The 26,937-nt window shown below is 59.0% G+C and carries 25 protein-coding genes; 10 read left to right on the forward strand and 15 right to left on the reverse strand.

Features of this window, described 5'->3' with window-relative positions; all coding sequences use genetic code 11:
• Window positions 1-121: 121 nt before the first annotated feature.
• Window positions 122-1,660, reverse strand: a complete 1,539-nt coding sequence (locus ACXAH3_RS12350; protein WP_474862395.1) for a 2-isopropylmalate synthase — start codon at window positions 1,658-1,660, stop codon at window positions 122-124.
• Window positions 1,661-1,917: 257 nt separating this feature from the next.
• The gene (locus ACXAH3_RS12355; RefSeq protein WP_474862396.1) at window positions 1,918-3,456 is read right to left on the reverse strand and encodes an MORN repeat-containing protein; all 1,539 of its coding nucleotides are present in this window, start codon (window positions 3,454-3,456) and stop codon (window positions 1,918-1,920) included.
• A gap of 206 nt (window positions 3,457-3,662) precedes the next feature.
• Here ACXAH3_RS12355 and ACXAH3_RS12360 point away from each other — a divergent pair, with 206 nt between their 5' ends.
• The gene (locus tag ACXAH3_RS12360) at window positions 3,663-5,324 is read left to right on the forward strand and encodes an NAD+ synthase (RefSeq protein ID WP_474862397.1); all 1,662 of its coding nucleotides are present in this window, start codon (window positions 3,663-3,665) and stop codon (window positions 5,322-5,324) included.
• A gap of 19 nt (window positions 5,325-5,343) precedes the next feature.
• Here the strand turns inward: ACXAH3_RS12360 and ACXAH3_RS12365 are convergent, their stop codons facing one another.
• The 3 genes from ACXAH3_RS12365 to ACXAH3_RS12375 all read right to left on the reverse strand — a co-directional run bounded on the left by ACXAH3_RS12365 (window position 5,344) and on the right by ACXAH3_RS12375 (window position 7,690).
• Window positions 5,344-6,276 carry an MBL fold metallo-hydrolase gene (locus ACXAH3_RS12365; protein ID WP_474862398.1) on the reverse strand — a complete coding sequence of 311 codons (933 nt, stop codon included), beginning with the start codon at window positions 6,274-6,276 and terminating at the stop codon, window positions 5,344-5,346.
• Window positions 6,277-6,385: 109 nt separating this feature from the next.
• The gene (locus ACXAH3_RS12370) at window positions 6,386-7,219 is read right to left on the reverse strand and encodes a glycosyltransferase family protein (protein ID WP_474862399.1); all 834 of its coding nucleotides are present in this window, start codon (window positions 7,217-7,219) and stop codon (window positions 6,386-6,388) included.
• A 75-nt stretch (window positions 7,220-7,294) separates the two neighbouring features.
• A complete protein-coding gene (locus ACXAH3_RS12375; protein ID WP_474862400.1) occupies window positions 7,295-7,690 on the reverse strand; it encodes a metallopeptidase family protein in 396 nt (131 codons plus the stop codon).
• Window positions 7,691-7,750: 60 nt separating this feature from the next.
• On the opposite strand from ACXAH3_RS12375, the gene gltX reads away from it, so the two are divergent.
• Both gltX and ACXAH3_RS12385 read left to right on the forward strand, forming a co-directional pair.
• Window positions 7,751-9,076 (forward strand): glutamate--tRNA ligase, encoded by a 1,326-nt coding sequence (gltX, locus tag ACXAH3_RS12380; RefSeq protein ID WP_474862401.1) that lies wholly within the window; start codon window positions 7,751-7,753, stop codon window positions 9,074-9,076.
• Between the two features lie 151 nt (window positions 9,077-9,227).
• Window positions 9,228-10,628: an MATE family efflux transporter gene (locus ACXAH3_RS12385; RefSeq protein WP_474862402.1), complete on the forward strand. Its 1,401-nt coding sequence runs from the start codon at window positions 9,228-9,230 to the stop codon at window positions 10,626-10,628.
• On the opposite strand, the gene ACXAH3_RS12390 is transcribed toward ACXAH3_RS12385, so the two are convergent.
• Window positions 10,557-11,177, reverse strand: a complete 621-nt coding sequence (locus tag ACXAH3_RS12390) for a gamma-glutamylcyclotransferase family protein (RefSeq protein ID WP_474862403.1) — start codon at window positions 11,175-11,177, stop codon at window positions 10,557-10,559. The genes ACXAH3_RS12385 and ACXAH3_RS12390 overlap by 72 nt on opposite strands.
• 96 nt (window positions 11,178-11,273) lie before the next feature.
• On the opposite strand from ACXAH3_RS12390, the gene gcvH reads away from it, so the two are divergent.
• Window positions 11,274-11,633, forward strand: coding sequence for a glycine cleavage system protein GcvH (gene gcvH, locus ACXAH3_RS12395; RefSeq protein WP_474862404.1), 360 nt, complete (start codon window positions 11,274-11,276; stop codon window positions 11,631-11,633).
• A 58-nt stretch (window positions 11,634-11,691) separates the two neighbouring features.
• On the opposite strand, the gene ACXAH3_RS12400 is transcribed toward gcvH, so the two are convergent.
• Genes ACXAH3_RS12400 through ctlX form a run of 3 tightly spaced genes read right to left on the reverse strand, consistent with a single transcriptional unit; the run spans window position 11,692 to window position 14,594 of the window.
• Window positions 11,692-12,741 (reverse strand): ornithine cyclodeaminase, encoded by a 1,050-nt coding sequence (locus ACXAH3_RS12400; protein ID WP_474862405.1) that lies wholly within the window; start codon window positions 12,739-12,741, stop codon window positions 11,692-11,694.
• A gap of 9 nt (window positions 12,742-12,750) precedes the next feature.
• On the reverse strand, window positions 12,751-13,680 hold the full coding sequence (gene rocF, locus ACXAH3_RS12405; protein ID WP_474862406.1) for an arginase: 930 nt from the start codon (window positions 13,678-13,680) through the stop codon (window positions 12,751-12,753).
• A complete protein-coding gene (ctlX, locus tag ACXAH3_RS12410; protein ID WP_474862407.1) occupies window positions 13,677-14,594 on the reverse strand; it encodes a citrulline utilization hydrolase CtlX in 918 nt (305 codons plus the stop codon). Before ctlX ends, rocF begins: the two co-directional genes overlap by 4 nt.
• Before the next feature lie 167 nt (window positions 14,595-14,761).
• Between ctlX and ACXAH3_RS12415 the strand changes: the two genes are divergently transcribed.
• Window positions 14,762-15,187: an Lrp/AsnC family transcriptional regulator gene (locus ACXAH3_RS12415; protein WP_474862408.1), complete on the forward strand. Its 426-nt coding sequence runs from the start codon at window positions 14,762-14,764 to the stop codon at window positions 15,185-15,187.
• A gap of 60 nt (window positions 15,188-15,247) precedes the next feature.
• Window positions 15,248-15,688 (forward strand): thioredoxin TrxC, encoded by a 441-nt coding sequence (gene trxC / locus ACXAH3_RS12420; protein WP_474862409.1) that lies wholly within the window; start codon window positions 15,248-15,250, stop codon window positions 15,686-15,688.
• A 3-nt stretch (window positions 15,689-15,691) separates the two neighbouring features.
• Here the strand turns inward: trxC and ACXAH3_RS12425 are convergent, their stop codons facing one another.
• The 4 genes from ACXAH3_RS12425 to ACXAH3_RS12440 are packed head-to-tail and all read right to left on the reverse strand — an operon-like array spanning window position 15,692 to window position 19,451.
• Entirely contained in the window at window positions 15,692-16,987 is a 1,296-nt protein-coding gene (locus ACXAH3_RS12425) for a GDSL-type esterase/lipase family protein (RefSeq protein ID WP_474862410.1), read from the reverse strand.
• Window positions 16,988-17,021: 34 nt separating this feature from the next.
• Window positions 17,022-18,857: a carbamoyltransferase family protein gene (locus tag ACXAH3_RS12430; protein WP_474862411.1), complete on the reverse strand. Its 1,836-nt coding sequence runs from the start codon at window positions 18,855-18,857 to the stop codon at window positions 17,022-17,024.
• Between the two features lie 7 nt (window positions 18,858-18,864).
• Window positions 18,865-19,014, reverse strand: a complete 150-nt coding sequence (locus ACXAH3_RS12435; protein WP_240686454.1) for a DUF5989 family protein — start codon at window positions 19,012-19,014, stop codon at window positions 18,865-18,867.
• Between the two features lie 32 nt (window positions 19,015-19,046).
• Window positions 19,047-19,451 carry an SxtJ family membrane protein gene (locus ACXAH3_RS12440; protein ID WP_474862412.1) on the reverse strand — a complete coding sequence of 135 codons (405 nt, stop codon included), beginning with the start codon at window positions 19,449-19,451 and terminating at the stop codon, window positions 19,047-19,049.
• Between the two features lie 160 nt (window positions 19,452-19,611).
• Between ACXAH3_RS12440 and ACXAH3_RS12445 the strand changes: the two genes are divergently transcribed.
• The 4 genes from ACXAH3_RS12445 to ACXAH3_RS12460 all read left to right on the forward strand — a co-directional run bounded on the left by ACXAH3_RS12445 (window position 19,612) and on the right by ACXAH3_RS12460 (window position 23,895).
• Window positions 19,612-21,090, forward strand: coding sequence for a di-heme oxidoreductase family protein (locus ACXAH3_RS12445; RefSeq protein WP_474862413.1), 1,479 nt, complete (start codon window positions 19,612-19,614; stop codon window positions 21,088-21,090).
• Window positions 21,090-22,112 carry an imelysin family protein gene (locus tag ACXAH3_RS12450; protein WP_474862414.1) on the forward strand — a complete coding sequence of 341 codons (1,023 nt, stop codon included), beginning with the start codon at window positions 21,090-21,092 and terminating at the stop codon, window positions 22,110-22,112. Before ACXAH3_RS12445 ends, ACXAH3_RS12450 begins: the two co-directional genes overlap by 1 nt.
• 3 nt (window positions 22,113-22,115) lie before the next feature.
• Window positions 22,116-23,198 (forward strand): DUF1513 domain-containing protein, encoded by a 1,083-nt coding sequence (locus tag ACXAH3_RS12455; protein ID WP_474862415.1) that lies wholly within the window; start codon window positions 22,116-22,118, stop codon window positions 23,196-23,198.
• Between the two features lie 106 nt (window positions 23,199-23,304).
• Entirely contained in the window at window positions 23,305-23,895 is a 591-nt protein-coding gene (locus ACXAH3_RS12460) for a DUF937 domain-containing protein (protein WP_474862416.1), read from the forward strand.
• 3 nt (window positions 23,896-23,898) lie between these two features.
• Here ACXAH3_RS12460 and ACXAH3_RS12465 read toward each other — a convergent pair whose 3' ends face one another.
• The gene (locus ACXAH3_RS12465; protein WP_474862417.1) at window positions 23,899-24,264 is read right to left on the reverse strand and encodes a GFA family protein; all 366 of its coding nucleotides are present in this window, start codon (window positions 24,262-24,264) and stop codon (window positions 23,899-23,901) included.
• A gap of 78 nt (window positions 24,265-24,342) precedes the next feature.
• Window positions 24,343-26,847, reverse strand: a complete 2,505-nt coding sequence (locus tag ACXAH3_RS12470; RefSeq protein WP_474862418.1) for a GcvT family protein — start codon at window positions 26,845-26,847, stop codon at window positions 24,343-24,345.
• Window positions 26,848-26,937 lie beyond the last annotated feature (90 nt).

Below are 26,937 nucleotides of genomic sequence, written 5' to 3' on the forward strand. Positions count from 1 at the left end.
CATACAAAAATCAAACAATTCAAACGAAAACGCCCCTTTGAGGGGGCGCGCAATTGTCACTTTTCGAACAAAGAGCCTGTAACGCGGGCAAAAATTAATTCGCCCGCGCACTGTTTGAGGGTTAGACGCTGTCCGGCTTGGTCTTTTCGCGACGCGTGATCAGATTGTTCAGCGCGTTCACGTAAGCCCGTACAGATGCCAGGATTGTATCCGTGTGCGAGGACTGGCCGGTCACGATTTTACCGTTTTCCTCCATCCGCACAGACACAGTTGCCTGTGCGTCGGTGCCTTCGGTCACGGCGTGAACCTGATACAGCTGCAAACGTGCTTCATGCGGGAAGATCATCTTCACGCAGTTGAACGCCGCATCCACCGGGCCATCCCCTTCCGAGGTCACTTTATGCTCAACCCCGTTTACGGTCATGGTCAGGTCAGCGGTGTTCTTTTCTTCGCCGCCTGCAACCACGCGCAGAGATTTGACCTGCAACTGGTCATTGGCGTCGTCGGTGCCGTCGGTCATCAAGGCGACGATATCCTCGTCGAACACCTCTTTCTTCGTGTCGGCCAGATCCTTGAAGCGCACGAAGACGTCTTTCAACTGGTTGTCGCCCACATCAAATCCCAGATCGTTCAGCTTGGCCTTCAACGCCGCACGGCCCGAGTGCTTGCCCAAAGGCAAAGACGTGCCAGCCAGACCGATATCCTCGGGGCGCATGATCTCGAAGTTTTCGGGGTTCTTCAGCATGCCATCTTGGTGAATGCCGCTTTCATGGGCGAAAGCATTCTTGCCGACGATGGCCTTGTTAAACTGCACCGCAAAGCCCGACACCTGCGCCACGCGGCGCGAGATGTTCATGATCTTCGTGGTGTCGATCTGCGTTTGGTACGGCATGATGTCGTTTCGTACTTTCAGCGCCATCACGACCTCTTCCAGCGCGGTGTTACCCGCCCGTTCACCCAAGCCGTTGATCGTGCATTCAATCTGACGCGCGCCGGCTTCGACCGCGGCCAGAGCATTCGCGGTCGCCATGCCCAAATCGTTGTGACAATGGGTGGCAAAGACGATTTCATCCGCACCCGGCACACGTTCGATCAGCATGCGGATCAGGTCAGCACTTTCGCGCGGGGCGGTATAGCCCACCGTGTCAGGGATGTTGATCGTCGTGGCGCCTGCCTTGATCGCAATCTCAATTACGCGGCACAGATAATCATGCTCGGTTCGCGTGGCATCCATCGGCGACCACTGCACGTCATCCACCAGATTGCGCGCGTGGCTGACGGTTTCGTGGATCAAATCCGCCATCTCGTCCTTGCTCAGGTCGGGAATGGCGCGGTGCAGGGGCGAGGTGCCAATAAAGGTGTGAATGCGCGGCTTCGCAGCTTTGCGCACAGCTTCGGCGCAGCGGTCGATGTCTTTGAAATTCGCACGACTCAGGCCGCAGATCACCGAGTTCTTTGAACGCTCGGCAATCTCGGACACCGCAGCAAAATCGCCTTCCGAGGCAATCGGGAAGCCTGCTTCGATGATGTCGACGCCCATCTCGTCCAGCATCTCGGCGATTTCCAGCTTTTCATCATGGGTCATGGTTGCGCCGGGGCTTTGTTCACCGTCACGCAAAGTGGTGTCGAAAATCAACACGTGATCCGAGGGATTGGTCATGGTCTTGGTCTCTTTAGATATAAGGTCTTAGCCGGGTGGCCCATATGTTCGGGCCGGTTCGTGGCGCGGTTGGCGGATCCCCTGAGCGGTCGCGCCAAAACGGCACGCTCAGAGGCGGCTAAGCAGTAGCAGAAGGCCCAGAGCAGGGCGGAAAGTGATATGGTTCTGCGTTTTCATGAGCGCGACTATACGGCGGTTTTCCCCAAGTTAAAGCCCTTTTTTGGGAAATCGCCCGAACGCGACCATCTAGAGGGGCGTTATTCGCTGGTCGCGTCATCAGCCGGTTGATCGTCCGGCTGTTCATCAGCAGGCGCGTCATCCGCCCCCGCAGTCGAGGCAGCACCTACCGCTTCCGCCGCTGCTGCTGCCGCGTCGCTGTCCAAAGCTGGTGCAGGTGCCGTTTCGATGGCGTCGGCAAGCACCCCATCTTCCCAAGTGCCTTCTTCTTGGCTGCCATCCGCACGATAGACCACGCCGTGCCCGTTGCGTTTGCCTTCCTTGAAGCTGCCTTCATAGCGGTCGCCGCCGGGATAGATCGCGATGCCCGGCCCATCAAATAAACCCGAGCGCCATGCGCCGTCATAGCTGAACCCGTCTGCCGTCACGAACTTGCCCTGCCCTTCGCGTTTGCCGCCGACAAATGACCCCTCATAGATCGAGCCGTCTGCCAGTTTCGAAAGACCCTGACCGTGGAACATCCCAGATTGCCACTGGCCGACATAGCTGGCCCCATCCCCGGTAACCAATGAGCCTTCGCCGTCGAACAACGCCTCTTTGAAAGACCCCTCATACCGTGCGCCATCAGCCAGCAGGGCGACGCCCTCGCCTTCGATCACGCCGCCTTTCCAACCGCCTTCAAAGCTGCTGCCATCGGGATAGGTGATCATCCCCGTGCCATCGGCCAACCCAGCCTTGAACTGACCCTTATAGATTGACCCATCGGGATAGGTCACGCTGCCGTCACCCTCGATCACGCCTGCAACCCAGCTGCCTTCGTAGCGATAGCCGTCGGCTCCGACAAAAACACCCTGACCGTGGCGCTGATCGGCGTCAAAGCTGCCTTCGTACCGATCTCCATTGGCATAATCGACCGTCCCGGCCCCTTGGCGGGCGCCTGCCTGAAACTGACCCGAGTAGACATCGCCATTGGCCTGCGTCAGCACGCCGTCGCCGTGCATTTGGCCCTGCGTCCAATTGCCTTCATAGGTCATGCCATCCGGCTGGGTCAGCTTACCTGCGCCGTCGCGTTCTCCGCCCCGCATGCCACCTTCGTAGACAGAGCCATCTGCATAGGTCGACCGCCCTCGGCCTTCTTTCACGCCAGCGACCCAATCGCCTTCATAGATATAACCTGACGGACTTTGCAGCCGTCCCTGCCCGTGATGCATCGCGTTGCGAAAGCCGCCTTCATACTGAATGCCGTTGGCATAAAGCGCCTGACCCGATCCGTTGATCTTGCCATCCACCCAGTCACCTTCAAAGCTGGCGCCATCCGCAAAGGTAATCTTTCCGAACCCTTCCGGCTTGCCCTTCACAAAGCTGCCCTCGTAAATGGACCCGTTGGGGAAGCGCGCGACGCCTTGGCCGACGATCTCGCCGTCAATGAACTCGCCCGTGTATTCGTAACCTGACGGCAGGGTCAGCGTGCCCATCCCGTGCTGCAATCCGCCCTTGAAGGTGCCTTCGTAAACTGATCCGTCCTCGTACTGCTTGGTTTCGACCTGCGCCACTGCCATGACCGGCAAAACAAGCGCCAATGCGACCAATCCGCGAAATCCGATTTTGGGGCGTTGCATCTCGAAACCTCGTTTAAATACTTTGACTTGTTATTGGACCGCCGAAGCGCGTTCGCGCCCAGACTATGCCGTCCAAAAAGCCGAGACAACGCTTTTCCCGCCGCCCCAACAATCCAGCCCCTTTATCCTGCGGGCAAACCTGCTACATCTGTGCCGAACCCTCCCCGGCTGGGCCGGACAAACGCACGGGCAGAAGGACAAGCGCGATGAGTGATATTTTCCGCCTGACACTGGCACAACTGAACCCAACCGTGGGCGCGATTGCGGGCAATGCCGACAAGGCGCGGGATGCGTGGCACGCGGCGAAAGAGGCCGGCAGCGATATGCTGGCCCTGCCCGAGGCCTTCGTGACCGGATACCAGACACAGGATCTGATAATGCGCCCGCAGTTTTACCGCGACGCGATGGAGGCGGTTCAGACTTTGGCGGAAGACTGCGCTGACGGGCCCGCAATGGGCATCGGTGCGCCCTATCACGACGGCAAGGACCTGTATAACGCCTATTACATATTGAAAGGCGGCAAGATCGCCTCGCGCATCCTGAAGCAGCGCCTTCCAAACGAAACCGTCTTTGACGAGGAACGGCAGTACACCTCCGCAGACCCGCAAGGCCCGTATTCCATGGGTCCGATCCGCATTGGCACGCCGATCTGCGAGGATGCATGGCACGCTGATGACGTCTGCGAAACGCTGGCCGAAAGCGGGGCCGAGTTCCTGCTGATCCCCAATGGCTCGCCCTATTATCGCAACAAATTCGACGTGCGCCTGAATCATATGGTGGGCCGCGTGGTCGAGACCGATCTGCCGCTGGTTTATTTGAACATGGTCGGCGGGCAGGATGATCAGGTGTTCGACGGTGGCACCTTCGCGCTGAACCCCGGAGGAGAGCTGGCCCTAAAGATGGGCGTCTTTGACGAAGAGCTTGCACATATCGAACTTCGCCGCACCGATGACGGCTGGCGCATCACGCAAGGCCCCATCGCAGACCACGCGGATGAATGGGAGCAAGACTACCGCGCCATGGTCGAAAGCCTGCGTGACTATATGGGTAAAACCGGCTTCAAACAGGTGCTTCTGGGCCTGTCCGGCGGGATCGACAGTGCGATTGTCGCCACGATTGCTGCTGACGCGCTTGGCCCGGAAAACGTGCGCTGCGTGATGTTGCCGTCCGAATATACATCGCAAGGTTCTTTGGACGACGCGAAAGACATCGCAACCCGTTTGGGCTGCACCTATGATTTCGTCCCGATCAAAGAAGGACGCGACGCGATCACCAACACACTCGCTCCATTCTTTAAAGACACCCAGCCCGACGTAACCGAAGAGAACATCCAGTCCCGCCTGCGCGGGTTGCTGTTGATGGCGCTGTCCAACAAGACCGGCGCGATGCTTTTGACCACAGGCAACAAATCCGAAGTGGCTGTGGGTTATGCCACGATCTATGGCGATATGTCGGGCGGCTATAACCCCATCAAAGACCTGTACAAGACCCGCGTGTTTGAACAATGCCGCTGGCGCAACGCCAATCATCGCGACTGGATGAAAGGACCAGAAGGCGAGGTCATCCCAGTCACGATCATCGACAAACCGCCGTCGGCCGAGCTTCGTCCAGATCAGAAAGACGAGGACAGCCTGCCGCCTTACGAGGTGCTGGACGCCATCCTTGAAGGGCTTATTGATGACGAAAAATCAGTGGCCGAACTGGTGGCCGAGGGCTTTGACCGCGCGGTCGTAAAGAAGGTCGAGCACCTAATTTACATCAGTGAATACAAACGCTTCCAATCCGCACCCGGCACCCGCCTGACCAAGCGCAGCTTCTGGTTGGATCGCCGCTATCCCATCGTGAACCGTTGGCGGGACGGCTCGTAAGCCACCCCGCCCACGTGTTTTAGCTCATCAACAGCTGATAGCTGTGGGGCACGTATTGGAAACCCTGATCACGGGCCTCGACATAGCCAATTGCTGGGAAGGGCATGTGGTAGCCGATGAAGGGCATCTTCTCGGCCGCCAGCATCCCAAGCAGGGATTTGCGGGTTTCGGCAGCGGCTGACTTGTCCATATCGAACTTCACTTCCCAATCTGGATATCCCAGAGACCAGACATAGTGGTTTGCGAAATCCGCCGCGATCAGAAGCGACTGCCCGTCGCTGTCCAGACGGTACCCCATGTGCCCGGGCGTGTGTCCGAAAGCCCCTACGGCCTCAATCCCGGACAGGACGGCATCGCCCGGATTCAACATGGTCATTTGTTCAGCCAGAGGAGCCACCTTGGCGTTGAACCCATCGTTGCCTGCAGCTGCCCAGTGATCATATTCGATCGCGCCGGTGACATAGCGGGCGTTCGGGAAGGTTGCGCCCGCGTCGCCCATCAACCCACCAATGTGGTCGCCATGCATATGGGTAATAACGACAACGTCCACGTCATCAGGCGAATATCCAGCAGCAGTGACAGCCGCGCTGATCCCTTCCGGGTTCAGGCCGGTGTCAAACAGCACCAAATCCACGCCTGTATTCACCAAGGTCGGCGTAAAGAAAAACTGTGCCGCATCCGTGGGGATATTGGCGCCTGCACTGGCCTTGCCAAATTCATCCGCGCCGACATTCATGCCAAAGATGGTCTGAGGATCTGGCACTGTACGAGTGCCTGCCAGCAAAGTTGTCACCTCGAACGACCCAAGCTTGAACCGACGCGCATCAATGGTCTGCGCGCCAAGTTGCGGGGCCATCGCCCGCGCAGGGGATGTCGCGGCAAGGGCCGGAAGGGCTGCACCCAAGGCCAAAAGGTGGCGGCGCGACAGATGAGGGATGGGGAATTTGGTCATGAGACACTCCAATTGCGAGGTTGTGTTTACAGGTCTTGCAAGGAGTATACGTTGCTATTGTGAATTTCCGGCGCTGGTCACGAGATCGTGAAACGCCTGCCGTGTGGTCTTACAACACGTCAGAAAAACGATCCGGCAACGCGACAAACGAGTTTTTGCGCACGCGACCGGGTTTGTTCCACGCATAGACCGGCCGCATGCTGGACATCTTGCGGCGGGCGCGGGCGAACGCCTCGTCCCCATCTTGCGGCGTTTCGCTGCGCAGTTGGTGGAACACTTTCTCGCGACGTTCCTGATGGCCGGTCCAGCCCTGCTCCACGCGATCCTCGCCGGTGCCAATCACCTTGGCAATCACTGCGTCGATCATGCCGGTGTGTATCATAAAGAGGTTCGGATCGATGCGGAAGTTACGGCCCTTGATCCGGTGCATCCCGCTGCCCCAATTCAGCGGCTTAAAGGTGATGCTGGGCTTTGTATACCGCGAGGCCAGTTGCGCATAGCGGCGCTGCGACAGCCATTTTGCCTCGGGCTGAATTTCTTGCTCTTCATCAAGATGCTGGATCACGTCCAGACCCAGACAGGACAGACTTTCGTCTTCATCCACCTCAGACAGATACGCGCCAAGGCTTTGGCCCAAATTGGGATCGACGATAATAAATTCGTCAATATCGGTGGCAATAACTGCGTCATAGCCTTGGGTGAACAAAAGCCGCGCCTGCGCCGACAGATATGCTGCGCGCCGTTTCTCGCCGGGGACACGGGGCAAGGGGCGATGCGGGATGGTGATAAAATTCACCGCCGTTCCTTCGGGGCGCGGTTCGTCTTCGCCATCCAGCGTGACATACAGGTTTTCCTGTCCGAACTGCTGCCCGTAATAGTCGATCCATTTCGGCAGGAAGATACCACCGTTGCGAACCGTCGAGATCACCGCAATCTTTTTCATAACCACCTTGGCCTTATCGCCCGTTATCGGGCTGCTTCGTACACCTTATCGAACCCAAGTGGAACCGAATAGTCGTCACTCCCACCAGTGGTCAATCCTGGCGATATCTTCGTCAGACCAGCCGAAATGATGGGCGAATTCATGCACAACAATATGGGTTACAAGCTCGGCCAAAGTCACATCGCCACGCGCTGCGAATTCGTCCAAAATAGGCCGCCGGAACAGCCAGATCGCATCCATCGCGAGCGGCTGATCGCTTGGGAATTTCTCGGTCATAGGGACGCCGACATATAGACCGGTCAAAGTGTAAGGATCATCAATATCGTGATCCGCCATGATGCTGGCATCCGGGATCTCGGCCACATGGATTCCGACATCCAAGGCGGGCTCGGCGAAGGGGTCGGGCAGATGGGCACGCGCTTCCAGCGCCAAGTGCTCGATCTGCGCCAAACTTGGGGCAGACGTTTCCATGGGAATATTATGGACAAATCCGGGCCAATATGAAAGAGGGACCGCCAAGGAGATCAACCCATGACCACCACCCGTTTCGCCCCCTCGCCCACCGGCTATATCCATGTGGGCAACCTGCGCACCGCGCTGTTCAACTATCTGATTGCTGCCAAATCGGGTGGCCAGTTCATTCTGCGCTTGGATGACACGGACCCGGAACGCTCGAAGCAGGAATATGCGGATGCGATCATGGAAGATCTGGAATGGCTAGGTCTGACATGGGACCGCGTGGAAAAGCAGTCGGACCGTCTGGACCGCTATGAGGCCGCCGCGCAAGAGTTGCGTGAAATGGGCCGTTTCTATGAATGTTTCGAGACCCCGACCGAGCTGGACCTGAAGCGCAAGAAGCAGCTGAACATGGGCAAGCCGCCGGTCTATGACCGCTCGGCGCTGGCTTTGTCCGACGACGAAAAAGAAGCCTTGCGCGCCGAACGTGGTCAGGGCCACTGGCGCTTCAAGCTGGATCACGCGCGGATCAACTGGACCGACGGTATTCTGGGCGACATCTCGATCGACGCTGCATCCGTGTCGGACCCGGTGCTGATCCGGGGTGACGGGCAGTTCCTGTATACGCTGGCGTCCGTATGCGACGACATCGACTTCGGCATCACCAACGTGGTGCGCGGGTCCGATCACGTGACCAACACCGGCACGCAGATCCAGATCATTGAAGCATTAGGCGGCACCGTTCCCAACTTTGCGCATCATTCGCTTCTGACCGGCCCGCAAGGCGAAGCTTTGTCCAAGCGTCTTGGCACGCTTGCCATTCGCGACCTGCGCGAACAGGGCGTGCAGCCGATGGCGCTGCTCAGCCTTCTGGCGCGTCTGGGTTCATCGCAACCGGTCGAACTGCGCAGCTCGCTGGATGAGATTATCGAAGGCTTTGACCTGTCGACCTTCGGCTCGGCCCCAACCAAGTTCGACGTCCAAGACCTGTTCCCGCTGACCGCCCGTCATCTGGCATCTCTGCCGGTCGATGCTGTGGCCGATAAGCTGGACGCGATTGGAGTTCCCGCCAACATGGCCGAACCCTTCTGGTCCGTCGCCCGCGAAAACATCACTACGCTTGCCGATCTGGAAGGCTGGTGGGTGCTTTGCCGCGACGGTGCTGAACCGCTGATCGACGACGAAGACAGCGATTTCATCGCCCAAGCCATGACCCTGCTGCCCGACGCGCCTTACGACGCTGACAGCTGGTCGAACTGGACGTCCGCCGTGAAAGAGGCCACCGGCCGCAAAGGCAAAGGCCTGTTCATGCCCCTGCGCAAAGCCGTCACCGGCATGGAGCGCGGCCCGGACATGTCGTCGTTGATGCCTCTGTTGCAGGTTGTGCGCGCGAAAGGGTAAGTCCCAAATACGCTAAACGCGAAAAGGCCGTGCGGTATCGTGCGGCCTTTTTCTTTCCCCTATCTCCGCACAGGCTCTGTGCGCCCCGGCCTCTGGCACTGCTTCGCTTTCTGCGTCATGCTGCCCCCGGTGAACAGTTAAGGTAACAATCATGGCCGAAACTCAGGCGAAGTTTCTGGAAGGCAATCTTCTTCGGCACATCACTGTGATGTCGCTGACCTCTTCTGTCGGGTTGATGGCCATTTTCCTTGTAGACCTCGTCGACATGATCTTCATTTCGATGTTGGGCCGGGACGAATTGGCCGCTGCGGTTGGATACGCAGGCGCGATTCTGTTCTTCACTTCGTCATTCGGGATCGGCATGTCCATTGCGGCGGGTGCGCTGGTCGCGCGGGCATTGGGCGAAGGTCAGCCCAAAACCGCACGCCGCCGGGCCGCTACGGCCCTGCTTTACGGAGTGGTCATCGGGGGCGCTTTTGCCGCCCTTGTCTGGACATACACACCACAATTGGCGGGATTTTTGGGTGCGTCAGGCGAGACGCTTGCCCTTGCGACCACTTACCTTCGGATCATCCTGCCCAGCTTGCCCGTTCTGATCATCGGCATGGTCGGCGGTGCCATCCTGCGCGCGAACGGAGACGCCCGCCGCGCGATGATGGCGACCATCGGCGCGGGCGTTGTGAACGCAGTGTTAGACCCGATCCTGATTTTCGGACTAAACCTTGATCTGGCCGGGGCGGCGCTGGCATCTGTCGCTGCGCGCCTGACCATGGCGTTCATGTCGGTCTATCCGGTCTTTCGCCACCACGGCGGGCTGGACCGACCCACACGGGCCGAGTTCCGCGTGGACTTCCCCGCCATTATGACCATCGCCCTGCCCGCCATCCTGACCCAATTCGCTACCCCCGTGGGGCAGGCCTATGTCACCCGTTCTATGGCCGAATTCGGCGAGGACGCCGTCGCAGGAATGGCCATCATTGGGCGCCTGATACCTGTAGCTTTTGGAACCATCTTCGCCCTGTCCGGGGCCATTGGTCCCATCGTTGGGCAGAACTTCGGCGCAGGTAAAATGGACCGTGTGCGTGGGTCGATCCGCGACGGGCTTTTATTCGTTTTGGTGGTGACGCTGGTCGTCACCGCGATGCTCTATCTGGCGCGCGGCGCCATTGCGGACGTGTTCAACGCCGAGGGCCTTAGCCGAGAATTAGTTTTCCTTTTCTGCGGACCGCTCGCACTGGCGTGGTACTTCAACGGCGTGATTTTCGTCACCAATGCCAGTTTCAACAACCTTGGCTACCCGTTCTATTCCACATCGGTGAATTGGGGGCGGCAGACCCTTGGCACCATCCCATTGGTGATGATCGGAGCGGCCTACTGGGGTGCGCCCGGTGTCTTGATCGGGCAAGCCATCGGAGGCGTCGCTTTCGCGGGTATCGCGATGGTCCTTTCCGCCCGAGTGCTGAACAAGGCCGAAGTCGGTCTAAGCCCCGGTGCCGCGCATCCGTACCAGCGACAGACCCGTCTCATCTCGCTCTTTCACAACCGCCGATAGCCGCGCGAGGCCTTCGTCGACCAAAGCCGTTTCTTCCGTGCTCAGCACCTGCGCGCGCGGGTAAATCGGGTCAGCGCGGTCGTTTAGGATGGGGGCATTCCAGCCCTCGGTCGTTTCAAAGAAATGGGTCACGCCATCCGACCCAAACTCGCGATAATAGCCCTGCACGACTACATCCAGATAGCTTAGCAACACCGGATTATCGTCGGTCGGCGCGTGATGCTCGCCGGGCGCAATCGCATAGATCGCCACATCCAGATCACCGCCGTCATGACGGATCTCGGGGCCCAAAGCCACGCGCGCATAGGCGCGCTCGCGCTCGTCCAAGGCATCCCAATCTGCACCGGGGACCGAGGCGATCAGCCCCTCGATATAATCTGCACCGTCCGGCACCGCGGTAAGGTAACACAGCGCCCGATGCGGCGACCGTCGCCACGCCCGATGCCACCCCGTCACACGTGCGGCGCGGGGGTTCTCATAGCTGTGCGTCTGGCGGTTCACCAAAGAACCATAGCCAAAGAAATGCGGGTCGTTTGCAGGCGTATTCATGCAGCACAGATTGCACCCCTACCCAGCAAGACACAAGCTCTTGCCGCCACGCGCGGGCGGCGATACGGTCAGGGAAATACCAGCAGGAGACACCGAATGTATTACACCGAAGAACACGAATGGCTGCGCGAAGAAGACGGCGTTTACGTGGTCGGTATCACCACCCACGCAGCCGAGCAGTTGGGCGATGTGGTTTTTCTGGAACTGCCCGAAGCGGGCGACACCGTGTCGAAAGATGACGAGATCGTGGTGATCGAAAGCGTCAAGGCAGCGTCCGATATCCTGAGCCCACTGGATGGCGAAATCACGGAAGTGAACGAGACTATGGTGGACGAACCCGGCAAGGTGAATGACGACCCGGAAGGCGACGCATGGCTGTTCAAGATCAAGGCGTCCGACACCGATCCGCTGGGCGACTATATGGATGAAGCGGCGTATAAGAACTTCATCGCCTGATTGGTCTTCATTAAAAAGAAGGGGCGCGAACCAGACCGGTGTGCGCCCCTTTTCCATGTCAGTTTTTCGACCGTTCCAGCATCCCGAACAGATCACGCGGATCATCCGGGTCGGCCAGCATGTCCAGCCGGGTGAAATAGGCTGTGCCCTCGATCGCTTTCGAGACGTAGCGCAGCGCCGAGAAATCCTCGATCGCGAAGCCCACACTGTCGAAAAGTGTGATCTGCTTGTCAGACGTGCGCCCCTTAGCTTGACCGGTGATCACTTTCCACATCTCGGTGATCGGGTGGCCATGGTCCAGCTGCTGGATCTCGCCCTCGATCCAGGTTTGTTCGGGGTATTCCACGAAGATGTCCGAGCGCAGCAGGATGTCGCGGTGCAGTTCCGTCTTGCCCGGGCAATCGCCACCGATGGCGTTGATATGTACGCCCTCGCCGACCATGTTGTCGGTCAGGATCGTGGCATATTGCTTGTCGGCGGTGCAAGTTGTGATGATCTCGGCACCTTCCATGCTTTCCTCGCCAGTTTTGCAGGATACAACGTTCAGCCCATGACCCGACAGGTTTCGCGCGGCCTTTTCAGTCGCCGCCGGGTCGATGTCGTAAAGCCGAACCGTGTCGATGCCGCAGATCGCTTTGAACGCCAGACATTGGAACTCCGACTGCGCGCCGTTGCCGATCATCGCCATGGTGGTCGCGCCCTTGGGGGCCAGATGTTTCGCCACCATCGCGCTGGTCGCAGCTGTGCGCAGCGCGGTCAGCACGGTCATCTCGGACAGGAGCTTCGGATAGCCCGAGTTTACATCCGCCAGAAGCCCAAAGGCCGTGACCGTCTGCAACCCTTCTTTGGTATTCTTCGGGTGGCCGTTCACATATTTGAACCCGTACATCTCGCCATCCGAGGTCGGCATCAGCTCGATCACGCCAACATCCGAGTGGCTGGCGACGCGGGGGGTCTTGTCGAAAAGCTCCCAACGTTTGAAGTCGGCTTCGATTTCATCGGCAAGGTCACGCAGCACGGTTTCGATGCCGATATGGTGGACCAAGCCCATCATATGCTCGACCGAGACGAAGGGGACATAGGCAAGTTCGGAAGGAAGGGGGGGCATGGTCGCTCCTTAATAGCTGGTGGTGAAACGGTCGAGCACACGGCGGCCAAACAGGCTTGCCGTCAAATCGACCATCAGACGGGCCGTGCGACCGCGTTCGTCCAGAAAGGGGTTCAGCTCGACCAGATCGAGCGATGTGACAAGGCCACTGTCATGCAGCATCTCCATGATCAGATGCGCCTCGCGGAAGGTAGCACCGCCGGGGACGGTGGTGCCCACGGCGGGGGCAATCTGTGGCTCAATGAAATCCACATCGAGACTGACATGAAGCAGCCCGTTCGCCTGTGCGACCTCGTCCAGAAACGGGCGCAAGATCCGCGCCACGCCATGTTCATCAATGGCACGCATGTCATGGGCCTTTACGCCCGAGCTTTGTAGAAGGTCGCGTTCTTCCCGGTCAACCGAGCGCAGGCCGATCATACACAGCTTTGTCGGATCCAGACGCGCGGGCAAGGGTTTGCCCAGCAGATCCGGGAAACCATCGAGCCCACAGGCAAAGGCCATCGGCATCCCGTGGATATTTCCACTGGGCGAGCTTGCGGGCGTGTTAAAATCAGAATGGGCATCCAGCCACAAAACGTATTGCGGGCGCCCAAGCTGGGCTGCCGCCGCCACATGGCCTGTCACTGTGCCCAGCGCCAAAGCGTGATCGCCACCCATATAGATCGGCAGCGCATCGCCTTGTGCTTGCTCGAACGCTTGTTCGTGCAAGCTGCGAGTCCAACCGGCCACTTCGGGCAGGAATTTCAGGTGGCTGTGTTCGGTCTGGATCGGACCGGTGTCGACCCGCTGCACATCGCCCAGATCGGTGACGCCATGACCCAAAGCGGCCAGTTCCTCGGCCAGACCAGCGGTGCGATAGGCAGCAGGCCCCATGATGCAGCCACGCCGGCCAGCGCCTTCCTCCATTGGGACGCCTAACAGGTGAATATTAGTCATGCGGCGGCTCCTTCTACTTTGGCTTCTGGCCGGGGGCTCAGATGGATGCCCGCGATTGTACAGCGAACCGATCCACCAGCCATTTCGAGGGTCGGAATGTCCAAGGGCAGGATCTTCAGATGCGCTTCGATCCGCCAGCGCTGTTCCGCCTCCAATGCAGCAAGCGCGCGCGATGACATTGCCAAAACACGCCCGTTTTTGCCCTGCAACTCAATGGCATTCCCCGCAAACTCGGCGATTTGCTTTTGGGTAAGGGCGATCACTTCCCGCCCGCCGCGCGTCAGACGTTCCCGAACTTCCTCTCGTCGGTTCGTGTCCAGAATTGTGTCCAGCCCGATCAGCGCGACCTCGGTCCCGATACACATCAATACATTCGTATGATAGATCGGCAGCCCGTCCGCGTCATGGGCGTCAAACACCATGGGTTCATAGTTGAAATGCGTGCAGAAGCGTTCCAACAGAACCTCGCTGGTGCGCTTGGACCGCGCGGCATAGGCCACGCGCTCAACGTGATCCAACACCATCGCGCCGGTGCCTTCCAGAAACAGATCGTCTTGCTCTAGCCCGGAATAGTCGATGATATCCTGCACGCGATACCGCGTCTTCAGCATTTCCAAAACGTCCTGACGACGTTCGATCCGGCGGTTTTTGGAGTACATCGGATAGACCGCAACGTGCCCGCCCGGATGCGTCGAAAACCAGTTGTTCGGGAAGACAGCATCGGGGCGATCCTCGCGCGGGTCTTCAAACAGGTTCACCTCGATCCCTTCGCTGCGCAGGGCGTCCACCATGCCGGTGACTTCGTCATGCGCGCGCTTGGCCAGCTCTTCCGTCGATGCGTTCAAATCCGAGGTCTGGAACCCGTTGTCCTGCGCCGTTTCCGCGTTGGGCTGGAAATGATGCGGACGGATCATGATGACGGCGCTTGGCGCTTGGAGAGAGTTTTGGGGCATTATTGGCGGTGCTCACATTGGGGATTGTGAACAGTTTAACAATTTCAAGATTTTATAAACTATGACCTTATTGGGTCATGTACCCGCCAAATTTTGACAAATTGCTAATTATAACTTATCATTTTGCCATGCATATCTTTGATGATCTAGATCGAGACCTGATTGCCATCCTGCGCGAAGACGGGCGCGCCCCAGTGTCGAAACTGGCAACAATCCTCGGGGTGTCCCGCGCTACGGTTCAATCCCGACTGGACCGCCTGCAAGACAGCGGCGCGGTGCTGGGCTTTACCATCCGCGCACGTGAGGACCACGGGCCGGACGGCGTGCATGCGATCATGATGATCGAGGTGTCGGGGCGGTCCACCACTGCTGTCATCAAGCGTCTTCGCGGGTTGCCTCAGCTTCGGTCGCTTCACTCGACCAACGGAAAATGGGATCTGGTGGCGCAACTGACAGCCGACAGCTTGACCGATTTCGACCGTGTATTGCGAGAGGTCCGCGTGGTCGAAGGCATCACCAACAGCGAAACCAGCATTTTGCTTAGCACCGTGTGACCTTGACGTGGTCGCAGGGGGATCACATATGCACCGTACCGTATGTGAGCGAGGCCCGAGATGTCCAAAGCCCTGAAGATGACCTGTCTTGAATGCGGCGCAGTGAACCGCGTGCCGAAAGACAAACTGTCGGCCGGGCCCAAATGCGGCACCTGCGGGACCAAGCTGAATGACGGCAAGGTGCGCCAGCTGGATCCGGCCACGCTGGCCAAGGCACAGCGCAATGACGAGACACCGCTTTTGGTCGATTTCTGGGCACCGTGGTGTGGCCCGTGCCGGATGATGGCCCCGGCGTTTGAGCAGGCCGCCCGGTCCGTCGCGCCCAACGCCCGCTTCGCCAAGATCAACACGGAAGACCACCCAAATGTCTCGCGCAAATTTGGCATTCGCGGCATCCCAGCACTGATCCTGTTCCAAGGCGGTAAGGAAATCGCCCGTCAGGCCGGTGCCGTTCCCGCCCCGGCGATCGAGCAATTTGTGCGATCCAAGGCACAGATCTAGGGGTTAATTCGCCAAGTGCTCTAACACCGCCTGAGCTGCCAGACGCGCGCCTTCGTCGTTGAAATGCGCGTCCGGTGCATAGACGGAGCGGGGCGACTTTTGTGCTTCGATCACTGGCACCAGATCAACAAAATCGATCCCAGCCTGACCCGCCGCATCCCGCACGCGGAAGCGCAGCTCGTCATAGATGGATGCACTGGGCAGCATCCCCACAAAGCGGTCGACTTGCGGGATATAGACCAGTGTCAGCTCTCCGTCCCACTGATCAACAGTTGATCGCGCGGCCTTGAGAATCTGCAAATAGACCGGCTTGTCCACTGTCGCCTTGGGATAATGCAGCCCCATCACCAAAGCTGATTGTTGCAGCGCGAAGAAATTACGGCGCCACGATCTGCGACTCAGAAAACCTTCAAGCGTTTGTCGCTGTTCGCTCCACCATTTGGTCAGCAATTGGTCAACAGCCTCGGGGCTGTTTACGTCACTTGCCACAGGCCCCACGGGCTTTGCGGGGTCAAACGCATCGGTCAGAAAAGGAAAGGTCAGTTCTTTTTTGATGTTCTGCCAATCGTTGCCTTCGAAAAAGAAGATGACTGCGTGTTCAGGGCGCAGCTTCTCGCCCCAACGACGCAACACAGCAAGTTCATAAAGCGGCCCGGCCCCGCGTGTGCCGGTATTCACCATGGCAGGTTCTTCGGCGCGGATGTGACTGGCGATATCCTCGCCATCCGGCAGGCAAATGCCTTCGGTGAAGGAATCCCCAAGCAGCAACAGCTTCACTGGTCCGTCATGCACCTCGTCCGGGTTTCGCAGCCCAAAGCGATCCGCGACATAGCTTATGGGTTCTCCGCCGCGCGTACACAGCAGCACCTCTTCCCCCGGCACCGTGCCCATTATCATCTCGGCAAGACTGGGCACCTTCAAGTCGCGGTTCAGCGCCTTCAGCGTATAAGTCGGCGGCACGGAACGCTGATACCGTTCATACGAGGCATCCTCGTTCTGCATGAACCCTGCCAATCCAATCGACCCCTGAATCGAGCGCCATGTCAGAAACGCCTCGAAGGCGAATAGCCCGATCAGAGTGGCGACAGAGTAGATCCCGATCAGAAGTCTTTTGTCGCCTTTCACGAACAGCGCGGCCAGCAGAAAGATCAGCCCAATCGACCCCGGCGCGATGACGTATCGCATAAGCCGCGCCGTCCCCACCGCATAGTCCGAGGCGTTCAGCAGCGCATAGCCTGCGGTTGCCAGAAAATACCCAGCCATGATCAGGCACAGGATTGATCCAATCCGCGAAATCATGTCGATGCTCCTTTTCCTTTCCGCTCCCGCACCCCTAGTCCAACTCGTATTTCGAGGTGTAATCCTCTGACAACGCAGGGTCCTGATCCGGTTTGCGCAGGATCACATTGCCAATCGCCAGCATGTCCATTTCGGTCCCCATGAAGCAGCGAAAGGCGTCTTCCGGAGTGCAGACAATCGGCTCGCCCCTCACATTGAACGAGGTGTTCACGACAACCGGACAGCCCGTCATTTCTTTGAACCGCGAGATCAGCCGGTGATAGAGTGGGGTGGTGTCCGCATGTACCGTCTGCACCCGAGCCGAGTAATCCACATGCGTGACTGCTGGGATTTCAGACCGCGGGACGTTCAGCTTGTCGATACCAAACAGCGCCTCTTCCGCAGCACTCATCTGCTTCTTCCGCGCCTCGGCAACATCCGCGACGATCAGCATATACGGGCTGTCATCGTCCAACTGGAACCAGTCAGCCACATCCTCGCGCAGGATCGACGGGGCAAAGGGGCGGAAACTTTCGCGGTATTTTACCTTCAGGTTCAATGTTTTCTGCATCTCGGGCGACCGCGGATCGCCAAGGATCGACCGCCCACCCAATGCGCGAGGGCCGAATTCCATCCGACCTTGGAACCAACCTATTGCCTTGCCGTCGGCGATTGCGCTGGCGGCTTCTTCGATCATTTCATCTTGCGTGTGCACAGTATAGGCCGCGCCCAGCCGATCCAAATCGGCGCAGATCTTCCCGGTGCCATAGACCGGACCCAGATAAGACCCCTTCATCCGATCACCATCCGTGGGCGGACGCGGATTCCCAAGTTCTTGATGCCACGCCGCAAGCGCAGTCCCCACCGCGCCGCCCGCGTCACCTGCGGCAGGCTGTACCCACAGCCGCTTGAACGCGCCGTCGCGCAGGATCTTGCCATTGGCCACACAGTTCAGTGCAACGCCCCCCGCCATGCACAGGTTATCGATCCCATACTCAGCCGCCGCCGCACGGGTCATCCGCAAGACAACCTCTTCCGTCACGGCTTGGATCGAAGCTGCGATGTCCATGTGGAACTGTGTCAGCTTGTCGGCCTCGGGCGCGCGATGCGGCTCGCCGAACACCTTGGCGAAGGCGTTGTTGGTCATGGTCAAACCGGCGGTATAGTTGAAATAACTCTGGTCCAGCTTGAACGACCCGTCCTCTTTCAAATCCACCATGGTTTCAAGGATCAGGTCTTTGTATTTTGGCGCACCATAGGGTGCCAGCCCCATCACCTTGTATTCGCCCGAGTTCACCTTGAACCCGGTGTAGTGGGTAAAGGCGGAGTAGAGCAGGCCAAGTGAATGCGGGAAGTGGATTTCCTTTAGGATCTCCAATTCGTTTCCGCGCCCAATCCCCAACGTTGTCGTGGCCCATTCGCCCACGCCGTCGATGGTCAGGACCACCGCCTCGTCAAAAGGCGAGGGATAGTATGCGCTCGCTGCATGGCTAATGTGATGTTCGGAAAACAACAGTTGCGACATGTCGAAATCGGCCGACAGCTTTTGCAGCTCTTTCACCAGAAACCGGCGCAGAAACAGCTTTTCCTTAAGCCAGATTGGCATCGCCACCCGGAAAGAGGCAAAGCCCCGCGGGGCTGTCGCCACATAGGTCTCAAGCAGCCGTTCGAATTTCAGAAACGGCTTGTCATAGAAGGCCACGTGATCGACATCGGACAGGTTGATACCTGCCTCGTCCAACACATATCGGATTGCATGTTCAGGAAACCGCGCGTCGTGTTTCTGACGGGTAAACCGTTCTTCCTGCGCCGCTGCCACAATGTCTCCATCATGGATCAAGGCCGCGGCACTGTCGTGATAAAGCCCTGAAATGCCAAGGATATAAGTCATGGCACCCCTAGAAAAGAGGATACAGGAACGGGGCGATGGCCGACCCTTGGCTTAGCACGATAAGACCCCCGAAAATCACAAGGATCAGAAAAACCGGAGCCAGCCAGAACTTTTTTCTGACCCGTAAGAACGACCAGAGCTCTCCTAGAAATGACATTTCTTCGCCTCCACCCAATGAAGCAATTTAAGTTAATACTGCCGGGACATGCTTTCCGGTTTGGTTTCCCGCGGCTTCCAATATGACTGTGCCCCACGATCAAATTGCCGGTCTAAAGGGTCGGATCCCTTCAGGCGGAAGATCAGCGCGATGGGCACAAAGGCAATCACGAAGACCATGAACATCACCACGGGCGAGATGATCGAATGCAGCAACAAACCGAATTTGAACCACAGCCGATTCAGCGGGTTCAGAACGGCCGACCGCACAAAAGCCAACGCAAAGAACGCCGCTGCGATCAGCCCCGTCGCGGGCCAAAACGCCCCACCCCGGACCAACAAATACAGGGTGAATAACCCGGCGACGCAGCCAAAGACCAAGCCAAAACTTTTGTCGGACCCCATGGTCACGTCGGTTTTCGAAATATGTTCAGACATAAAAATTGCCTCGTAATCAGATACGAGCGTAACCCATTTCTTTGAAATCGCAAAACACTGTTCCGGAATGGGATCGGGGTCAAATTCAGAGTGTTTCTGTCAACTATCTTTACCTTCCCCGACCAGCCCCCTAAAACGCCCCAGAAGCAGGAGCAAACCGATGCGCAGAACAGTGATATTGGCAGGGATGATGACGGCGGCCGCGCCATGTCACGCCGAGGCTCTTGGCCCATGGGGTGAACCCCACCTGTCCCCAGAGCCCCGCTCCGAAGCCGAGATCACACGCATTCAAGAGGCCCTCGCACCGGATGCCTCGGCATTGAACCCGTTTGAAACCCGCAGTGCCGGGGCGGCCACGCAAATGGATCCTCAGCCACGCGCGCTGTTCTCTTCCCCCTTCCCCACTTTGCCCGCAGATCAAAAGCTTGATTTTACATTGGGCGAAGCGATGTTTGAAAAGCTTTGGGTGCAGGCACCGGCCTCGACCATTTCGTCGGACGGGCTTGGGCCGCTTTACAACACGCGCGCGTGTTCGGCCTGTCATGTGAATGACGGGCGGGGCGTTGTGGTCGGACCGAATGATCACACCGGTCTGGTGTTGCGCCTGTCCGTGCCCGGTGAAGGGATGCAGCCCGAGCCGACCTATGGGTTCCAACTGCAAACCCGCGCCATTTCCGGCCATCAGGCCGAGGGACAATTGAGCATCACTTATGAAGACGTGCCGGTCACGCTGGGCGACGGAACCACCGTCACGCTCCGCGCGCCGCATTATTCTGTTCAGGATGGCACCCAAGGGAAACTGGCGGCTGACGTGATGACATCGCCCCGGATTGCGCCGCAGATGATCGGACTGGGCCTTCTGGAAGCCATCCCCGAGGCCGACATTCTAGCCGGTGCCGATCCGGACGATGCAGATAGCGACGGCATCTCGGGTCGCCCCAACGTGGTCTGGTCGCGCGAGTTTGACCAGCCCATGCTGGGCCGCTTCGGCCACAAAGCAGGCAGCCCGACCCTGCGCCAGCAATCCGCTGATGCCGCGAACGGAGACATTGGCCTTTCGTCCACCTTGTTCCCCGCCCATTGGGGCGACTGCACCGAAGCCCAAACCGACTGTCGCACCGAACGCCATGGCGAGACTGAAGCGCAAGATGGGGTTGAACTGGGCGACAAGGCTTTGGAACTACTGACCACCTATGTTGCCATGTTGGCCCCTCCTGCCCGCCGTGACGCGGGCGACCCCGAAGTGCTGCGCGGGAAAGAGCTGTTCCACCAGTCCGGTTGTACTGCCTGTCACACCCCCGCCTTCGTCACCCATCGCTTGCCCGACGATCCCGCACGCTCATTCCAAATGATCTGGCCCTACAGCGACATGTTGTTGCACGACATGGGAGAGGGGCTGGCGGATCACCGGCCCGAGTGGCAAGCTGACGGGCAAGAGTGGCGCACGCCGCCTTTGTGGGGCATTGGCCTAACTGCCGAGGTAAGCGGCCAAAGCAGCTTTTTGCATGACGGGCGCGCGCGCACTTTACTTGAAGCCATCCTGTGGCATGGCGGCGAAGCCCAAGCTGCGCGGGAAACTGTGCGCCTGATGGACCCGACCGACCGTGCTGCACTGATCACATTTCTGGAGTCGCTCTGATGCGCCTTTTCACCTTTGTTGCTACCTGCCTTTTGCCCGCACAAATTCTGACCGCTCAGACCGACCAGCCGGTTGACCATTCCGCAATCGCGGCCCGCGTCATATCCGTGTTCGACGGCCAATTCGGTGCGTTCCGCGATGAAAGCGCGGGGCTGGCGGACGCCTCTGCCACGTTTTGTGACGGAGGTGCACGCGCACCCGTTCTAGAGGCTCTGGAAGCCACGTGGTTGGCATGGGCACCGTTGGACGCTTATCAATTCGGCCCGATCGAACAACAGGCTGCTGCCCTGACTGTAAACTTCTTTCCCGATAAGAAGAACTTCACGGGTCGCGCCCTGCATCAACATCTGAAACGGCCCGAAGCAGAACAGGGCGATCCCGCCATCGTCGCGGCCTCAAGCGCAGCGCTGCAAGGGCTTCCCGCCATAGAACGGCTTCTGTTTGAAGATCTTCAAACCTGCCCCGCACTGGTCGGCGTGACCGGCAATTTGGCCCGCATAGCAGGCGATCTGTACGATGGTTGGTTTGCGCCCGATGGTTGGGCCGATCTAGTTCGCACTACCGGACCGGAAAATGCCGTTTACCTTTCAAACAGCGAGTTCACCAAACAAGCGCTTACCGCCATCGACTTTTCGATCCTGCGCCTGAAGGACCATCGACTGGGTCGCCCGCTTGGCTCATATGAACGTGCATTTCCCAAGCGATCCGAGGCATGGCGCGCCGGGTTGACCAACCAGATCATGACCGCTCAGCTAATGGGCATTGCAGCCTTGATCGACCAAGGCTTTGGTGAAGCGGTGTCAGCCCCCGCACGCGATGAGGCGAGCAAGATAATTGCAGACTTGCGCACCCGCATCGAGGGCATAGGAGCGCCGCTGGCCGAGGCTGTAGAAGATCCGCTGATGCGCGTACGTATTGATGGCGTAATGACGAAGCTGGACCAACTGAAGTTCTACTTTGACGGCAAGATCGCCCCCAGCCTGGGGGTCGAGACAGGCTTCAGCGCGGGCGACGGAGACTAACCCATGCATCGCCGTGATTTCTTTCGCAGTGTGGTCGCCGGGCTTGGCACCGCCGCCCTGCCCCTTCCGGTATGGGCCGATGCTGGCGCACCGGATTTCGTGACCGCTGGGAACAAGCCCGACAACTCGACCTGGCTGGTTGGGTTAAGCGTTGCGGGCGACGTCCGGTTCCAAATCCCGATCCCCGGACGCGGCCACGCCGCATCACTTCACCCGACCCGGCCCGAAGCCGTCGCCTTCGCGCGCCGCCCCGGTCGGTTTGCCGTCATCATCGACTGCGCGGAAGGGGCCGAGTTTGCCCACTTGGAAAGCCCAAAGGGGCGGCATTTCTATGGCCACGGGGCGTTTTCACCCGACGGATCCCTGCTGTACACCACGGAAAACGACTATGACGCGCCCGCTGGTGTTTTGGGCATCTGGGACGCCTCGGACGGTTATAAACGGATCGGAGAGCTGCCCTCGGGCGGCATTGGACCGCACGAGGCTCTCACCCTGCCCGGCGGCGGGCTGGTCGTCGCGAACGGAGGCATCCAGACCCATCCCGACATGGGTCGCGCCAAGCTGAACCTTCCAGTGATGCAGACCAATCTAACCTATCTGGACGCGGGTGGCGTGATCACGGATCAAGTCGCGTTGGACGGCGAGATGCACCAGAACTCGATTCGCCATATCGCGCTGGATCATCAGGGTCACGTGGTTGCAGCACTGCAATGGCAGGGCGCGCCCACCAAGCAGGTGCCGCTGGTCCTGCGCCATGCACGAGGCACAGCGCCCGAGCTTCTGTCCCACCCGAACGAAACCCGTTTGAAAAACTATGCTGGGTCCATCGCCACCTGCGCCGACAGTGGCGAGATTGCCGTGACCGGTCCCAAAGGCAGCCATGTGCTGTTTTTCAACGCAGACGGCACGCCCAACGGATCGGCGCAGCACGGCACAGCCGCTGGGGTGGCCCGGTCACGAAACGGAGGCCTGATGATCACACGCGACGGAGGGCTGGTGCATCGCGTGGACGGAGTGGAAACGCTGGTTCCTGTGGCGGGCGATTGGGCATGGGACAACCATTTGGTTCCGATCTCCTCGGCCTGAATGCTCCTTGCTGTCTCTGCGAATGGTTAAGATATCTTCCACTTTCCCCTTATCTGAACGCAAAACGCACGTCATTCTGACCGCGATTTAGACAAGGAGTTACGACATGTCCCTTTTGCAATTGCTTCAACAAGCTCAGAACGGTCAGGGTCTTTCGGCGCTGGCAGAAAAGGTCGGTCTGGACGCAACACAGGCCGGAGATTTGACAAACCTGCTGGCCCCTGTGATCGGCAAAGCGGCGAAACAGCAAGCCGAAGGTGGCGAACTGGATTCTGTTCTGGGTGCACTGAAAGGCGAAGATCAAGCCGCAATGTTTGACGACGCCACCCAAGCCGCCAGCCCCGAAGGTGCTGCGCAGGGTGCAAACTTCCTGAACGGTCTGCTGGGCGAAAACGGCACCAACGCGCTGGCCGAGCAAGCCGCCGAACGTACCGGAATTGACATGGAACAGATCATGGCCTTCCTGCCCTCGCTTGGCGCGATGGCCCAAGGCGGTCTGCAAAAACAGGTGCCCGATGCCTCGATCGACGCGCTTCAGGCCACACAGTCGCAAGGCGGCGGCCTGATGGGTCTTGTTAGCGGCCTTCTGGGCGGCGGAAAAGAAGGCGGCCCGGACCTGTCCGCGCTGACCTCGCTTCTGGATGCAGATGGTGACGGTTCCGTGGTGGACGACATCATGGACAAGCTGAAGAAATAGGACCTAGTCCATAAACTCCCAACTGTCCGCCCCGTCAAACTGGCGGACAGTTGACGCGTCAATGACCCTAAGCGGCGCCATCCGCAGGTTCACCGCAAACCGATCTTGATCGGCGTTCTTTCCCGCACCCCAATGAGTGATACACCCACATGTTTTACAGGCGTGGAAGTCGATCATGTGATCGCCCCAGCTGTAGATCTTTGTATGATCCTGCCCGGTAAGGATCGCGCCTTCGTTGGGTGGGCAATGCGCCCACAGCGCACCATATCGACGGCACATGGAACAGTTGCAAGACACCACGAATTCCGGCTGGCTCACTTCAAACGTGACCGCACCGCAATGACACGCGCCTTGGATTCTACCGGACATTAGACACCTACTGCGCAACAGGTTGCACAACAAAAAAGGCCCCGCAATCGCGGGGCCTTTTGCCTGTGTCTAAACCGATCAGCCGTTCACGCGGATCGTTTCATTTTTCGGGTCATAGGGGCTGTCGACCGTGACCTCGGCGTCATACAGCGCGCCCATGATCTTGACCTTCAGCTTCTGGCCCGGCACCGCCAGTTCCGGCGGCAGATAGCCCATGCCAATCGACTTCTCAAACGCAACCGAATAACCGCCCGAGGTCAAGCGACCCACCTTCTTGCCATCCAAGAACAGCGCCTCGCGGCCCCACGGATCGGCATCATCCGGCCCGTCGATCAAAAGCGTGCAGCATTTGGCACGAATGCCGGTCGCCACCATGGCCTCTTTACCGTGGAAGTCTTTTTCCAGATCGATGAAACGCGGTAGGTCGGCCTCGGCCGGGGTTGCATCGCGGCCCAGCTCGGTTCCAAAGGCACGATAGGATTTTTCCTGTCGCAGCCAGTTCTGCGCACGTGCGCCAACCAGCTTCATGCCGTGTTTTTCGCCCGCATTCACCAGTAGATCCCACAGATAATTCTGCATCTCGATCGGGTGGTGAAGTTCCCAACCCAGCTCGCCGGTATAGGCCACGCGGATCGCATTCACCGGGCACATGCCCAGCTCGATCTGTTTGGCGGACAGCCAAGGGAACGCTTTGTTGGTCAGAGCGTTCTCCGGGTCTGCGTCAGTGATAATCTCTTTCAGAACGTCGCGCGATTTCGGACCGGCGATAGCAAAGACGCCCCACTGGGTGGTCACGTCTTGGATCTCGATATAGCCGAACTCCTCCATCTTATCCTCGGCCGCCTTGCGCAGGAAGTCGGCGTCATACTCTGTCCATGCACCGGCTGAGACGAGGTAGTAGCTGTTCTCGCCGTTGCGGACGATGGTGTATTCGGTGCGGGTGGTCCCTGCCGAGGTCAGCGCATAGGTCAGGTTGATCCGGCCAACGCGCGGCAGTTTGTTACAGGTGAACCAGTCCAGGAACGCGGTTGCACCGGGGCCTTTGACGACGTGCTTGGTGAACGCGGTTGCGTCAATCAGGCCAACGCCTTCCCGCACGGCTTTTGCCTCGTCCACGGCATACTGCCACCAGCCACCACGGCGGAACGAGCGGCTTTCTTCGTCGAAGTTCGAGGGCGCGTCGATGGGGCCGTAATAGTTCGGGCGTTCCCAACCATTTACCCACCCAAACTGAGCGCCTTTTTCTTTCTGGCGGTCATAAGCGGGCGAAGTACGCAGGGGCCGACAGGCCGGACGCTCTTCATCTGGGTGGTGCAGGATATAGACGTGCTCATAGCATTCTTCGTTCTTGCGTGCGGCGAACTCGGTCGTCATCCAGTTCGACGAATACCGTTTGGGGTCAAGCGACGCCATGTCGATCTCGGCTTCGCCATCGACCATCATCTGGGCAAGGTAATAGCCGGTGCCGCCAGCCGCGGTGATCCCGAAGCTGAAGCCTTCCGCCAGCCACATGTTGCGCAGGCCGGGGGCCGGACCCACCAGCGGGTTGCCGTCGGGTGTGTAGCAGATCGGGCCGTTGAAGTCGTCTTTCAGGCCCGATTCAGCGCAGGACGGTACGCGTTCGGCCATCGCCATATACTGGTCTGCAATCCGGTCCAGATCCAGCGGGAACAGGTCGGCACGGAAACTGTCCGGTACGCCATGCTCAAAGCGCGCAGGGGCACCGCGCTCATAGATGCCCAAGATCCAGCCGCCGCGCTCTTCGCGGGCATAGCTTTCGTTGTCGGCGTCGCGCACAACGGGGTGCTCGGGGTTGCCGGCTTCACGCCACTTCACCAACTCGGGATCTTTGTCCATGACGATGAACGTGTGCTCGACCGGGATGGCGGGCATTTTGATGCCCAGCATCTTGGCGGTGCGCTGCGCGTGGTTGCCTGATGCGGTCACGACATGCTCGGCGGTGATCACGACTTGCTCGTCCGACTCGATCAAGTTGCCGCCCTTCTCCACCATCTTGGTGCAGGTGACTTCCCAATGCGTGCCGGTCCAGTTGAACGCATCGGCTTGCAGCTTGCGCACGATTTCCACGCCGCGCTGACGCGCGCCTTTGGCCATCGCCTGCGTCACATCCGCCGGGTTAATGTATCCATCTTCCGTGTGGTACAAAGCGCCCTTCAGGTCCGAGGTTTCAATCAGCGGCCAGCGTTCCTTGATCTGGTCTGGGGACAGGAATTCGTAGTTGATGCCAACGGTATCCGCGGTCGAGGCATAGAGCTGATATTCATCCATACGCTCGTCGGTCTGCGCCATACGCAGGTTGCCTACCACGGCAAAACCCGCGTTCAGGCCGGTCTCTTCTTCAAGCGTTTTATAGAACTTGACCGAGTAGTCGTGGATGTGTGTCGTCGCATAGGACATGTTGAAAAGCGGCAGCAGACCGGCCGCGTGCCAGGTCGATCCCGAGGTCAGCTCGTCCCGCTCGATCAGCATCACATCATCCCAGCCCGCTTTGGCAAGGTGATAGGCGATCGACGTACCGACGGCGCCACCGCCGACGACAAGCGCTTTTACATTGGTTTTCATGGGGCGACTCCCTTGGGAAAAATCTGTTGCATCATAGATGCCGAAAGGCGCACGCAAGGTCCGAACCTGCCCGACCTTACACAGAATGAA

Source organism: Aliiroseovarius sp. ABM4_368 (assembly GCF_056161205.1).